A 14,283-nucleotide genomic window follows, 5' to 3' on the forward strand; every position below is an offset into this window, starting at 1 on the left:
AGCACACGTGCATTCCCTTTTTAATAAATGCGCCACATTTTATACATCTATAAATATAGCTAAGGCGGCTTTCGCATAGGTAAGGATATTCTTTTTTATTTTTCATAATTGTTATTTTTGAGCGCTTTTTTTTGTTTTACTATCGTTTCTATACCGTGCGCGACGGTTATACACCCTAAGCCTATTGCACCAAAAATAAAAAAATAGAATTTTTTAGGGCTCGATTCGATAGAAGCAATTACTCGTTCCCCTCCTTTATTATGTATAACGCCATCATTATAAGTAAAGTAGCTCCATAGAATGAAAAACAAGCCTAGTAAAATAGTTACGTATGCTTTGGCTTCTTTCTTTGAGTTTTGCTCTGTTATTTCTAATTGCTTTATAACCTTAGGATCCACTCTCTTTGGGTTGTTTAGCTCTTCTATTAGACGTTTGTATCTTTGCGGGTATTTGTTTGCATCAATAGTTTCAAGTGCTTCATGTAATTCTTTAAGTGAATAATTAGAGTAATCAATGTTGATAGTGATTTTCCTTAAATCTTTTTTAATACATTTTGAGCTGTAATCAGAATTTTAAATTAAAGAAAATTACTAATTACCTATCAGCAATTGTTTTAGCAAACTCAAGCAACTCACGGCGTAACCACTGGTGTGCGGGAGCATGGTGAAGTAGTGGGCTCCATATCATTTTTACCTCAATAGGGACTATTTGAAACGGTACTGGGCTAATGACTAAATCGGTATGTGTGGTTAATAATTTAGCCTGCCTGCGCGGTAAAGTAGCAATAAGTTGCTCTGATTGGCATAGCAAACTTGCAATCATGTAGTGGCGTGTAAACACCCGTATTTTACGCGTTTGCTCTAGCTGCCAAAGTGCTTCATCTACCCAGCCTAGTTTTTGCTTGCCTGACTTATTGGTAACGGCAGCTTCTGGCCCCCAGCCAGCGCGGTTTACCCAAACATGTTCTTTTTGTAGGTAATCATCAAGGCTTGAGTGCTGTAAAAAGGTATTTTTAGGGTGGGTTAAACAGCAGTAATTATCGCGCCAAACACTGGCTTGATGAAACGAGCGGGGCAAGCCATTAAACCGGTTTATGGCTAAATCAATAGTGCCTTTTTCCATATCTTGCAGGTTTACATCGCTTGGACACAGTACATCAAAATTAACCCCCGGGTTTTTAGTTAACTGCTCAGTAATAAAGGGGGCAATTAAGGTCGACTCCATGTAGTCGTTTGCCATTATTCTAAAAGTCACCTCTGCCGTTGCCGGGTTAAATTGCTCACTGGGCTGAGTAATCGCCTCTGCCATTTTTAAAAGAGACTCTATTTCAGGCTTTAAGCTAAGTGCTTTGCTGGTGGGGGTCATAGAGCCTGCGGCACGCACAAGTAGTGGGTCGTCAAATAAGTCACGTAATCGTTTAAGTGCGTTACTCATGGCAGGTTGTGTTAGTGCGAGTTTATTAGCCGCTTTTGAAACACTTTTTTCATCAATGAGCACATTTAAGTACACTAATAAGTTGAGATCGACGTTACGTATATTCATATGATCAATTTTATTTATATGCTTTATTAATTACCTAAATTAAAGCCTGCTTGCTAAGGTGTAAACAATTAATAAAAAATAACCGCTATAAGTGGTAAAAATAAAAGTGCTGCAATCATGTCAAAATCGTTAACTAATCAATCCAATAATGCGCTACAGCAAGTTATTGCTACTAAGTTGGCCCGCGCTGTTTTTGCAGGCTTTGAAGCAATGTTTGCGCAGTTTTTAAATATTACCCTAGGTGCGCAAAGCCGGTTTGAACAACAAAAATATCACGATGTGCAAACTGCCATGCGCGAACGCTTACAAGTGTACGAACGGGAAGTAAAAAATGTCAGTGAAGCTGTGAGAGTTATTGCTTACGCTGAACTGAGTTGCCCGCAAACATGGCAGCTAGCTAAAAATATATACGGCGATATGGTGCAAAATCATGAAAACAAACCCATAGCGCATACCTTTTTTAATTCTACCTTTGGTGCAATTTGGGACGATAAAAAAATTCGAACCGTACATTTGTTTGTATTAAAAGCAAAATACAGAAGCGAGCCGCGTTCGTATGAAAATTTAGTAAGGCGAATATCGTTTAAAGATGGGTTTAACCATGCTGTAAAAACGCTCATTACCCGCCAAGCATTTAGAGTGCCTTTTGGTCATTTAGACGCAGATTTACAGGCCTTGCAAACAACGTTAATGGCCGGTGCAAAGCAACAATGTAAACAAGTGTATGAGCTTATAAATTTAAACGACGGGTTTATAGAATACGCAAATTCATTATTTTTTAGAAACAAAGCCTGCTACTTAATAGGGCGCTGTATCGCTAAAAATGGCGATAATATGCCTTTTGCTATCGCCATATTAAATACTAATAAAGGGTTAAAGCTTGATGCCGTAATGATGGGCGCCGATCAGTTAAGTTTGCTGTTTGGTTTTGCTCGTACCTATTTTATGGTTGATACCGACCAACCCGCGCGCTATGTAGATTACTTAAGCGTGCTGATGCCACATAAAAAACGCTTTGAGTTATTTAACGCCATTGGTTTTATTAAGCACGCTAAAACAGAGTTTTATCGTTACAAAGTTGATACTACTAAAAATAGCCCTACTAATTTTAAATACGTGACAGCCCCAGGTACACCCGGCATGGTTATGCTGGTATTTACCATTGAAGGGCTAGACTACGTTTATAAAGTAATAAAAGATAAATTTAGTGCACCAAAAACAGCCACCAAAGCGCAAGTAAAAGCCAAATACAACTTTGTAAAGCAAGCCGACCGCGTAGGGCGCTTAGTAGATACACACGAATTTAGGTATTTAGCGTTCGACCTCAGCCGCTTTAGCGACGAGTTACTTAAGCAAATGAAATCACAAATTGGCAGCAGCATGGTTATATCGGGTAAGGCGCTTATTTTAAAGCATGTGTATGTTGAGCGAAAAATGACGCCGCTTAATTTATACATTAATCACTGCTCTAACAAAGCATTACAACAGGTTATGACCGATTACGGTAAAGCGATTAAAGACTTAGCCGGCGCAAATATATTCCCAGGCGATATGCTAATGAAAAACTTTGGCGTAACCCGTTGGGGGCGCGTTGTTTTTTACGACTTTGATGAAATTTGCCCATTGACTGATTGCCACTTTAGGGATGTACCTAGTGCACAAAACGACCTAGAGGAGCTAAGCGCCAACAGTTATTTTGATATAGCAGAAAACGACATTTTCCCCAGTCAGTTTAAGGTGTTTTTTAGCGCAAACGAAACAGCATTTAACTATTTTAACTGCGAACATAACGATCTGTTTTTAGCCGATTTTTGGCAAACTTGCCAACAACAAATTAAATCAGGCTTTTTACCTGACGTATACCCGTATAAACAAAGCTGGCGGTTTAAATAAAAATAACTAACCCCATGTCTAGCTAGGGCCTGTTTATCTTTCGAGGTTAAATTTGCAGCCGTCTGTTTGGTAATTAGGCAAGGCAGAGCCTATGTAGTGTGGTTGTTCCCCATAAATAGGCGATAACGTAGCATAAATGCCAAACAGGCGCTGCCCGAAGGGTTTCTGCCTAGGGGCCATTTACTCTTTGTTGCCTACATGGATGTAGGTAAGGGGCGTGAGCAGGACGCGGAAGCTTTGCTCGGTTTTTACTTAGCCCACTAGGTTACAAACCTCGCGCCGCGATTAAATGGCCCCTAGATTGAACAAATTTTAATCCTGAAAGGTTAACAGGCCCTAATTAAAAGGCTAAATACGGAGCATTAATGAAATATATTTCTCATGAGGGTGGCACCCTTGCATTTAGTGAAACCGATAAACCGGTTTTAAAAAGCCACGAAGTGCTAGTAAAAGTGTCTGCTATAGGTGTAAATCGCGCTGATTGCATGCAGCGCCAAGGTAAATACCCAGCGCCAGCTGGGGATAGCCCCATTTTAGGTTTAGAGTGCGCAGGCACAGTGGTTGAGCTTGGTTTTGATGTTGATAAAAGCTGGCTTAATAAACGTATTTTTAGCTTGTGCGCAGGCGGGGCTTACAGCGAATACGTTGCCATAGATGCTAAACAATTAATGGTATTGCCAGATGATTTAACCATGGTTGAAGGTGCAGCTATTAGCGAAGTGTACCTAACAGCATTTGGTGCGCTTTTTGAACTTGGTAAATTACAACAAGGCCAAACAGCGCTTATTCATGCAGGGGCAAGTGGTGTAGGCGGTGCGGCTATTCAAATGGCTAAAAGTGCAGGTGCAACGGTGGCTATTACTGCCGGCTCAGATGAAAAATGCAAGCATGCAAAAGCCCTTGGCGCCGATCATGCCATTAACTACAAAACAACTGATTTTGTAGTATATATGCAAGCAAATGAGCTTTTAGCAAATGCAATTGTAGATCCTGTTTCGGGCAGTTATTTAAATAAAAATGCGGCTATTGCTGCCATGGATTGCCAAATTATTATGCTCGCTTTTTTAGATGGGCGTTTTGCTGAGGTTGATTTTGCAGCGCTATTACGCAAACGTATTTCGTTTCATGCATCAACACTTAGAAACCGTAGCATTGAGTTTAAACGCCAATTACGCGATGACTTAGTTGCGCGTTTTTACAATGATATTGCTACTAAAAAGTACGACTTTAACGTGTATAAAACACTACCGTGGAGCGATGCTAACGAAGCGCATGCTATTTTAGAGCGTAATGAAAATGCCGGTAAAGTGGTATTACTTGTAGAATAACCACCCAATGTAACACTGAGGCGTGTGTTGGCGTTGTTAATGCATGGCTCAGCTAATATAATTTAGTAAATATAAAATACGTACAAAACACACAAGGTTAAAAATGAACCCAATACTAGCAATACTTAAAGAGCACAATGTAAGCGACGAAAAAGTAAAAGCATTGTTCGAAGCCTTTACACAAAACCCAATGATGGCAATGGCATTAGTACAAGAACTTGGTATTCCGCCTGAAAAACTACAGCAGTTAATGGCCGTGGTTATGACTCAGCCGCACTTAATTAAAGAAGCCACCGACGAACTCGGCCTAGACTTTGAAAAAGTAAAAGAAGCGAAAGACAAGCTAAACCAGCAATAAGCTTCACAAATTATCCCTTACCAAGGCATAAGCCTTGGTAATTCTACCTAAAATCACCACACTTTTTGTTACATTATTCATTGAACTGCTTGCTATTAAGCTAGTCATACTATTACTTATGATAGGTAGGGACTAGGTATGAAGCCACTTTATAAATTTTGGAAAAATAACCGTTCATTAATTTTATTTATTGCGCTGATGAGCGTGTTTAGAAGCGCAGTTGCCGATTGGTATGAAGTACCGACAGGCTCGATGAAACCCACCATATTAGAAGGCGACAGAATCTTAACCGATAAAATGGCTTATGATATACGCATCCCTTTTACGCATATTCCTTTAGTTAAATTAGCCGACCCACAAACAGGCGATATTATTGTATTTGACTCACAAGCTGCTGATAACCGGTTAATTAAACGCGTAATTGGTGTGCCAGGCGATACGGTAGCGCTTTATAACAACGAGCTAGAAATTAATGGCGTTAAACTTAAATACAATAACTTGCAAAGCAATATTGATTCTTTAGATAAAATAGAAGATTTAAATGGCCACAAGCATACGATTCGTGTTGCGCATACGCCTTCACAGCTATCGGGTTTTAATAAAATAACTATTCCTGAAGATTATTATTTAGCAATGGGTGATAACCGCGACCACAGTGCTGACTCGCGTGTTATTGGTTTAATCCCCCGCAGCGAACTACTTGGCAAAGCAGAGCGTATTATTGTGTCGCTTGATTACGACGATTATTACTTACCTCGTAAAAACCGCTTTTTAAAACCCTTACTTTAAGGCGGTTTTGGGCGCTAACCATACGCCGATGTTAATCGCTTAGCTCTACAATTTTTTGCGCAATATTATAAAGCGAGCAGTGCGAGTCCATTGCTTGCTTTTGCAACTTTTTATGAGCTTGCTCTTCGCTAAGGCTTAGCTGCTCTATTAAAATATACTTTGCCTGATGTATTATTTTTTGCTCTGTTATTACTCGTTTAGCATCAACTAAAGCCTGGTTTATTTGCTTAATATGTTGGCTTTGCTCCATGATTAGGTCGTACATGCTTTTATTACTATTGAGTTTATTAGCAGCGGTATTTTGGGGGGTATTTTGTTTAAACGCGAGTTGCCCGTCGGTCATTGGCATGTATTGTTCTTCAAGACTGCTTATAACCTGTTTATTTGAATTTAAAGTGCGCTGCGCCTGAGCAATTTGCATTGCTGCAGAGTCAATAAGGTAGTCACTGAGGTTTTGCTCAATTTTGTGCATAATATCGATACGCGTTGTTGTTACCTCGTACCACACCTCACTAAGCTGAGAAAGCGGCTGCGCATTTTCGTCATCTAAATTTTGTAAAAGCCCGCGTAGCTGATCCACTTGCTTATTTACGGGGTGATCAGTTAACGAGCGATAGCATTTTAATACGTGTTCGTCGGCGTATTCGTTAAAAAACGTAAAGCTGTGATGCTGTTGTTGAACAAAATGAGCAAGCTGTTGTTTTTGCTCCACGGTAAACTTACTTGATGCAAACGCTTGCGCGCCACAGGCACGTTCTTGTCCGGCGTATTCTTTACCTTGCATAAAATTAAAATAAGCCACTAGCAATCGTGTAACGCGCGGGTCGCTGGCGCCATCGGCGGCTTCTAAAATTATATTTAGCAAACACGAAATAAGCTGCGTATACGATTGAGTTGCATGCACTGGGGTAATTTTTTGATTTGCTATTTGTTGTCGCAGATCTGGCAGCGCCTCTAACGTTTGCAAACTATGGGTAATTAAATTGTACAAACGGGTGTGGCCCGTGTCGGCGTTATCGGTAATAAAGGTCGTTTTAATTGAGTGGTAAAACTGCGTTTGTGTTTGCTCTGTTAAGCTAATTTGTTGTTTTAACTGCGAAGCAAAACGTTTGCGGTTAGAGGCTAAGTAAATATTGCTCATGCCACGCTCTTTTTGTAACTGGTGTATAAAATCGCCCAGTTTAGTAAGCGATGCACAGCTTTTTTGAAGCTGTTTTAAGGCATGAATTTCTTGGTATTTTGCTGCTAATAAAAACTGTTTTGTGAGAGGATTGCTCGATAACATAGGACTTGTTCCACACTTTTTTGTATATAAAGTGCAACCACTGTTCCAATCATTTAAAAAATTTTCGATTGAATTTAAAATTAAATTAAAACAGCTGCTTAAAGCCATACTTGTTATTTGTTCCCATTTTAACTTATCTGTCCTTATTACAGGAATAAACCTTTTTGGTGCAAAAATAGTTGTTTTTGCACTCGATTGCGCCCTTCATGAATTAGGGGAAAAAAGTGTTTACTCTGTAAACTGCACAGAGCAAACACCAGAGGGGGAATTTATACGTTGCTACATTGCAGCAACGCAGGGCTGATAGCCATTTGATGATTTATTACCTCGCCAACCATAATTAGCGTAGGGCCTGTTAATGTATGCACTGCACTTTCGCTAATAATTTGCCCAAGCGTGCTGGTTATTATTTTTTGCTGGTTGGTGGTGGCATTTTCTATCAATGCGATAGGGGTTGTTTTAGGCCAGCCAACCGATTGCAAACCAGTACTTAATGCGTTTAAACGTCCTAAACCCATATAGACGACTAGCGTGGGGTTGTTAGAGCCTTGTACATAGGTGTAGTTGTGCCAATTAGGGAGTTTATTAGGATCGGCAAATTGCGCCGTTAAAAATGTAACACTTCGGGCCACATCGCGAGCAGTAAGCGGTATACCAGTATAAGCCGAGGCTGCACACGCGGTGGTAACGCCCGGGACAATAGCAAAATTAATATTGTGCTCTGATAGGGCGTTGGCTTCTTCATTAATACGCGCAAAAATACTCGGATCGCCACCTTTTAAACGAACAACTTTAAACCCTTGTTGTGCGTATTTTACTAATAAGGCACTAATGGCAGCTTGTGGCATAGAGTGCTTGCCTGCGCGTTTACCTACATACACTCGCTGCGCATGTTTAGGCAGTGTATTTAACAGCGCTTCACTAACTAGGCTGTCGTACAATACCACGTCGGCTTCTGCAATCAGGCGCTGCGCTTTCACCGTTATAAGCTCAGCATCGCCCGGGCCTGCCCCTATTAAATACACTTGGCCGTTTTTTTGATGTTTGGCTTTGTGCTTTGTATCTTGAGTGAGTTTATTAACAAACTTGTTTAGCCATGGGCTTTCAATACCCGAAAAATACGAAAGAACACTCATTTTATTGCTCCTTATGCTAACGCTGTAATGGCTTTTGGCTCAGCGCTAACAAAGACATTGCCATTGTCTATTTTGGCTTCAAATACGGGGAGCTGTATTGCCTCTGCTTCTAGGCACTCGCCGGTATTTAAACAAAAATGTTGCTTATACAAAGGGGAGGCCACTACTAATTTTCCATCAATAGAGCCAATAATGCCGCGCGATAGTACATTGGCTTTGCCTATCGGGTCGTAGTTGCTAATGGCTAACACAGGCTCACTATTTTGTGGAACATAAAATATGGCCACTTGCTGGTTGTTTACTAATGCGCATACGCCACTATTAGCAACTAGGTCGTCGATTGTTCCAATTTTATGCCAATACATCAGCTTGCTCCTGCTCAATTTCCATTACGGGGATACGGTTTGTCGAATTTTGCTGGTTACGTTTTTCAGACTCAGTGGCGGGGCGAATTTGGTTGCGCTCTTGTACAAATAAAATATTGCTATCGGCATCTGGGCTATTAATAAATTGGCGGAACCGTTTTGATGCCTCTGGACTTTCGACTGCTTTTTTCCATTCGCAGGCATAAGTTTTAGTTATAAGCGCCATTTGGGTTTCAAGCTCATGGCAAATACCTAGGCTGTCGTCTATTACTACGCTTTTTAAATACTCTAACCCACCCTCTAAATTTTCCATCCACACTGAGGTGCGCTGCAGTTTATCGGCGGTTTTAATGTAAAACATGATCACGCGGTCAATGTATTTAATGAGTGTTTCGGTATCTAAATCGGTAGCAAATAAATCAGCATGGCGCGGGCGCATACCGCCATTTCCACATACGTATAAGTTCCAGCCATTTTCGGTTGCTATTACGCCTATATCTTTGCTTTGTGCCTCAGCGCATTCGCGAGTACAACCCGATACGGCCATTTTAAATTTATGCGGGGCGCGTAAACCTTTGTAGCGGTTTTCAATCGCAATCGCGTGGCCAACACTGTCTTGTACGCCATAGCGACACCACGTACTGCCAACACACGATTTAACGGTTCTGAGCGATTTACCATAAGCGTGACCGGTTTCAAAACCGGCTGCAATAAGTCTTTCCCAAATAATAGGGAGCTCTTCAAGGCGTGCGCCAAATAAGTCGATACGCTGCCCACCGGTTACTTTACAGTACAGGTTAAAGTCTTTGGCAACTTGGCCAATAACAATAAGTTTGTCGGGCGTAATTTCGCCACCCGCTATACGGGGAACGACAGAGTAAGAGCCTTCTTTTTGCATATTTGCAAGGTAAGTGTCGTTGGTGTCTTGCAGGCCAACATGAGCGGGTTCTAAAATAAACTCATTCCACGTTGAAGCTAAAATAGAGGCCACGGCAGGTTTGCATATTTCGCAGCCGTGATGACCGCTGCCATGTTTAGCGAGCAAATCATCAAAAGTTTTAATGCTTTCTACTTTTACTAAATGCAGTAACTCTTGGCGCGAAAAAGCAAAGTGTTCACACACATGGTTGTTAACTTCAACCCCACGGCTTTGAAGTTCACTGTCGACTACCGATTTTAATAATGCGGCACAACCACCACAGCCGCTGGCGGCTTTGGTGCAAGCTTTAACTGCAGATAAATCGCATGAGCCGCCATCAATTGCACCCACAATGTCGCCTTTGCTTACATTGTGGCACGAACAAATAGTGGCAGTATCGGGCAGGGCATTTCCCGCTAAAACAGGCGCTCCTTCGCTATCAGGTAAAATGAGGCACTCAGGGTGTGCGGGTAATTCCATGTCGTTTAACATGTACTGCAACAGTGTGTCGTAATCGCTAGTATCGCCAACAAGTACTGCGCCTAATAACTTGTTACCTGCCTCATTTAAAATAATTTTTTTATAACAATCACGAATAGGATCTTGATAAATTAACTCTTTGCAATCGGGGGTTTTAGCGTGGGCATCGCCAATTGAGCCTACCTCTACCCCGAGTAGTTTTAATTTTGTGCTCATATCGGCACCTAAAAACTCAAGTTCGCCGCCTGTAAGTTGGCTTGCAACCACGCGAGCCATGTTATAACCCGGAGCGACTAGGCCAAAAAGCTTTTTGTCCCACAAGGCACATTCGCCAATAGCATATATATCTGGGTTTGATGTCTGGCATTGGTTATTTATTACAATGCCGCCACGTTGCCCTAATTCAAGTTCGGCCACTTTGCCAAGCTCATCGTATGGGCGAATACCGGCCGAGAACAAAATTAAGTCGGTTTCTAAAAACGTGTCATCTGAAAAATTTAGTCTGTAACGGCTCGTTTCGCCTTTTACTATTTCGCTGGTGGCTTTAGCGGTATGCACGCTTACGCCCAATTTTTCAATTTTGTTTTTTAACAGCGTGCCACCTTGTTCATCAAGTTGTACCGCCATGAGTTGGGGTGCAAACTCAACTACATGAGTATCAAGCCCAAGTTGCTTAATTGCATTAGCTGCTTCAAGCCCTAATAAGCCGCCACCTATCACTACGCCACTTTTACTTTGTGCAGCGCTTGCTTTTATTTTCTCTAAATCTTCTAGGGTACGGTAAACCAAGCAATGGGGTTGCTCATTCCCTTTAATTGGCGGCACAAACGGGTACGACCCTGTTGCTAAAATAAGTTTATCGTAATTAAATTTATCACCGGTTTGAGTGCTAACTACCTTGTTTGTTTTATCTATTTCATTAACCCACTGGTTAGTATGCACATTTATATTTAACTGCTGATAATTATCAAAGGTGGTTAGGGCTAAATCGGCGGCTGTTTTACCATCAAACACGCTGGATAAGTAAACACGGTCATAAGCTAAATTTGCTTCTCCACACAGTACGGTAATGTGCGCGTCAGCGTCGCTTTGGCGCATTTGCTCTACAAAATGGTGCCCAACCATCCCATTACCAATAATGAGTATTTTTGTTGGTGTTTGCATTGGTATCCCCTCAATGACGGTTTAATTTAAAAACAAAAAAGCCCGCCACAGTTACAAATTAATGCAACTGCGAGCGGGCTTCTTTGCCTGTGGTCATAACAACCTAAATGTGTGTCGTTTTAATAACGAACGGTATGGTTATCATATAAGCAAAAACACGGCCACTTTTATAAGTGTTTGTTTTTTAATAGCTACATTACTTTTAAATGGTTTTACTTACGCATATTTGAGTTGTTTTGGTGCGGTGCCAGCACTATGGGAGTGCACAAAATGAGTCTACAATGTGGTGTTTAGTCAGCAAAAGTGCATTTGTGCCGTTAACTAAAAACGAGGGGTAAGCGTTTAGGCTATAAATAAAAAATGCGCTTTGTTATTTTGAGATAAAAATAACAGTAAGCGCATTAATTCTGTAAAGCGGCTTTACTTGCTTTGTTTTGCTAGGGTTTCTACATCGGTATCTTCAACAGGTTTAAAGCTGCCCGTTGCTTCATCGTAGGTTTTAATTTCTGCAGATTCTATATCATATACCCAACCGTGTAGCTTAACTTGACCAGTTGCAATTTTTGCAGCCACAGCAGGGTGTGTTTTTATATGCTGTAATTGTTGTACTACGTTTTCTTCAATTACTAAGCCTAGGTGGTCGTTATTGTTTAGCTCTGCGCAACCGCATTTTTCTTTTACAACTTCAGTTGCTACGCGGCTGTGGCCAAGCCACTCTTTAACGTGCGGTAAGCTTGATAAACCTTCAGTATTTATAGCGCCTTTCATTGCGCCACAATCCGAGTGCCCACAAATAATAATGTGCGATACGCCCAGTGCAGCCACCGCAAATTCAATTGAGGCTGTCATACCGCCGGTTTGATTACTATGTGGCGGGATAATATTGCCCGCGTTACGACAAATAAATAATTCACCGGGTTCAGTTTGAGTCACTAAGTTAGGATCGATACGCGAGTCGGCACAGGTGATAAATAACACTTCTGGGTTTTGACCATTGGCTAGTTTTTGAAACGCTGCTTTTTTTGATGGGTAAACTTCTTTTTGAAACTTAGCCACGCCCGAAATAATATGTTCCATGTACAACTCCTATTGGTGTAATTTAATCGTGTTATTTATAGCTTTATTCGCCTGACAAATTAGCGCCATTATAACTTTGTTCTTGTTTGTTTTGTACTATTACACTGTTTAATAAATTTCATGCGCACGATCAAAGGGCGACACACGTACATGCAGTGATTAGCGTATACATAAGCGTAGCTAGCAGAGACTTCGAGTAAAATAAAAGGCGTTAAGTGGCGAAAAAGGTGGTTGAGGAAGTTAGTAGCTTAACTTGCTTTAAGTTTATGGGCTGATTTTAAGTTATACATGCGCTGATCCGCTAAGGTTAAACACTCAGTATGGCTTTGGCACTCATCGCTAGATGCTATGCCATAACTAATACCTGATTGGGGCCATTGCTGTTGAATAGTGCGATGTAATGCGGTGAGCTTTTGGGTAAGTGTGGTTTTTAGTTGGGGAAGGTGTGATTTGTTTTTAACTTTACATAACCAAATAAATTCATCGCCCCCGGTTCTAAATACGGTGCCGTCTTGCGCTAGATGCTGTGTCATTAATTTTGCTGCATTAATTAAAAACGCATCACCTTTGGCGTGCCCAAGCGCATCGTTTATTTTTTTTATTCCATCACAATCTATAAACACAATGATGTAAGCACTATGTGCAAGTTTAATCAGCTCATCATTTAATAGTAGTCGGTTGCCAACTTGGGTTAGAGGATCAAAGCGAGATTCATGTAACAAGGTACTAAATTCGTGCTGTTTTAACTTTAGCCACTCAGACAAAGACAGCACAATACACACACAATCTATTGCTAAGGCTAACAGCACAAGTATTTCTGATGAGGTCGCATTTATTAAATCAAAATGAAACGCAACGAATACTACTAATGACAGGCTATAGAGCATATTTCCAAATAAAAAATACTTGGCTCTAAAATCGTTCAGGCTAAGCATGGCAAACCCAGTGGTTAAGCTAAGCATAACCCATACGGCTGCTAAAAAGTGCGTGATATAAAACACTAAATAAAAGGGCATAAATAGGCTGCAGATACCGCATACAAATGCGCTAACGGTAAAGTATTTTAAAGCACTCCCAAGCTTATTGGCTTTTTCTTTATCGAAATTAAACAGGTAGTAGGTAAATGCTGCTGCGCAACTCACAGCAAAGGAAAATAAATAAATACCTAAGTAATGCTTATTAAAAGAGGGGCTGGCATAAATTGTATTTACAGCGCCCGAAGCAAACGCCCAGCCTAGACCGTGCAAACCGACATACCCAGCACAAAACAAAGCCACTTTTTGCTTTACTCTTAAAAACATTACAAAGGCCATCATTGCTAAAGTGAGCATGACAGAAATAGTAATAAGGCTTAATGAGTTTATATAAAACTGATGATGCAAAAATACACCTTCGCTTAAAATACTTAAATCAACCGGCGTTGGATAGTGTTTGGCTTCTAAATATATCCATAAATAGCCACTGCTTGGCGCATAGAAGGGCAGTTTAAATGCTTGTCCATGCATTAAAATTGCCGGTTGATTAACGTGAGACTGCGAAAAATCAGCAAGCTTAACTATATCCCCCTGTTCGGTTTGCCAATAGGCTAAACCAACGTCGATAAAATTGGCTTGCGGCAGCACATACCAATCTCCAGTGGTGGGGTTATTTAGCGCAATTTTTGTTACTACAGCGCCACTTTTACCGAGCAGGTTACTCGTTTCACTAGCGTTTTTATAAGATGTAATTACTTGCTGTCCAGAAGGAGGCGTATTGAATGCTAAGATAGGGCGCCATAGGTTATCATCCTCTAGGGTAATGTTGTTATTAAGTGTATAAGCAGGTGTTAGCGGGCTAAACAAAGCACAGAAAAAGAATACTGTTAATATACCAACCCGCACCATACCTAAACTCACTTTAAAAACCGACTAAGCGATTATAATCAAATTGTAAACAAATAGTATATAA

Annotated in this window: 12 protein-coding genes; 4 read left to right on the plus strand and 8 right to left on the minus strand. The window is 40.8% G+C overall.

Translation table 11 applies throughout. From position 1 onward, the window contains the following. Positions 1-95: 95 nt before the first annotated feature. On the minus strand, positions 96-398 hold the full coding sequence (locus MSC25_RS00830; RefSeq protein ID WP_055255712.1) for a hypothetical protein: 303 nt from the start codon (positions 396-398) through the stop codon (positions 96-98). A gap of 196 nt (positions 399-594) precedes the next feature. Next, positions 595-1,542 carry a LysR family transcriptional regulator gene (locus MSC25_RS00835; protein ID WP_248442128.1) on the minus strand — a complete coding sequence of 316 codons (948 nt, stop codon included), beginning with the start codon at positions 1,540-1,542 and terminating at the stop codon, positions 595-597. Positions 1,543-1,659: 117 nt separating this feature from the next. Here MSC25_RS00835 and aceK point away from each other — a divergent pair, with 117 nt between their 5' ends. The 4 genes from aceK (at position 1,660) to lepB (ending at position 5,910) form a co-directional block, all read left to right on the plus strand. Then, a complete protein-coding gene (gene aceK / locus MSC25_RS00840; protein ID WP_248442129.1) occupies positions 1,660-3,435 on the plus strand; it encodes a bifunctional isocitrate dehydrogenase kinase/phosphatase in 1,776 nt (591 codons plus the stop codon). Positions 3,436-3,800: 365 nt separating this feature from the next. Beyond that, a complete protein-coding gene (locus MSC25_RS00845) occupies positions 3,801-4,763 on the plus strand; it encodes a zinc-binding dehydrogenase (RefSeq protein ID WP_248442130.1) in 963 nt (320 codons plus the stop codon). Positions 4,764-4,866: 103 nt separating this feature from the next. Then, a complete protein-coding gene (locus MSC25_RS00850) occupies positions 4,867-5,121 on the plus strand; it encodes a DUF2999 family protein (RefSeq protein ID WP_004586776.1) in 255 nt (84 codons plus the stop codon). Positions 5,122-5,259: 138 nt separating this feature from the next. Continuing rightward, positions 5,260-5,910: a signal peptidase I gene (lepB, locus tag MSC25_RS00855; RefSeq protein WP_004586775.1), complete on the plus strand. Its 651-nt coding sequence runs from the start codon at positions 5,260-5,262 to the stop codon at positions 5,908-5,910. 31 nt (positions 5,911-5,941) lie between these two features. Here lepB and MSC25_RS00860 read toward each other — a convergent pair whose 3' ends face one another. The 6 genes from MSC25_RS00860 to MSC25_RS00885 all read right to left on the minus strand — a co-directional run bounded on the left by MSC25_RS00860 (position 5,942) and on the right by MSC25_RS00885 (position 14,231). Beyond that, positions 5,942-7,195, minus strand: coding sequence for a nitrate regulatory protein (locus tag MSC25_RS00860; RefSeq protein WP_248442131.1), 1,254 nt, complete (start codon positions 7,193-7,195; stop codon positions 5,942-5,944). 269 nt (positions 7,196-7,464) lie between these two features. Continuing rightward, positions 7,465-8,331 (minus strand): uroporphyrinogen-III C-methyltransferase, encoded by an 867-nt coding sequence (gene cobA / locus MSC25_RS00865; RefSeq protein WP_248442132.1) that lies wholly within the window; start codon positions 8,329-8,331, stop codon positions 7,465-7,467. 11 nt (positions 8,332-8,342) lie between these two features. After that, complete coding sequence (gene nirD, locus MSC25_RS00870) at positions 8,343-8,696, minus strand: nitrite reductase small subunit NirD (RefSeq protein ID WP_138541236.1); 354 nt, start codon at positions 8,694-8,696, stop codon at positions 8,343-8,345. Beyond that, entirely contained in the window at positions 8,683-11,259 is a 2,577-nt protein-coding gene (gene nirB / locus MSC25_RS00875; protein ID WP_248442133.1) for a nitrite reductase large subunit NirB, read from the minus strand. The genes nirD and nirB overlap by 14 nt, the downstream gene beginning before the upstream one ends. A gap of 420 nt (positions 11,260-11,679) precedes the next feature. Continuing rightward, on the minus strand, positions 11,680-12,336 hold the full coding sequence (locus tag MSC25_RS00880; protein WP_055255729.1) for a carbonic anhydrase: 657 nt from the start codon (positions 12,334-12,336) through the stop codon (positions 11,680-11,682). A gap of 248 nt (positions 12,337-12,584) precedes the next feature. After that, positions 12,585-14,231, minus strand: a complete 1,647-nt coding sequence (locus MSC25_RS00885) for a diguanylate cyclase (protein WP_248442134.1) — start codon at positions 14,229-14,231, stop codon at positions 12,585-12,587. Positions 14,232-14,283: the final 52 nt, after the last annotated feature.

Origin of the sequence: Pseudoalteromonas sp. 1CM17D, from assembly GCF_023161805.1 — a bacterium.
In the GTDB taxonomy this organism is placed as follows: domain Bacteria; phylum Pseudomonadota; class Gammaproteobacteria; order Enterobacterales; family Alteromonadaceae; genus Pseudoalteromonas; species Pseudoalteromonas atlantica.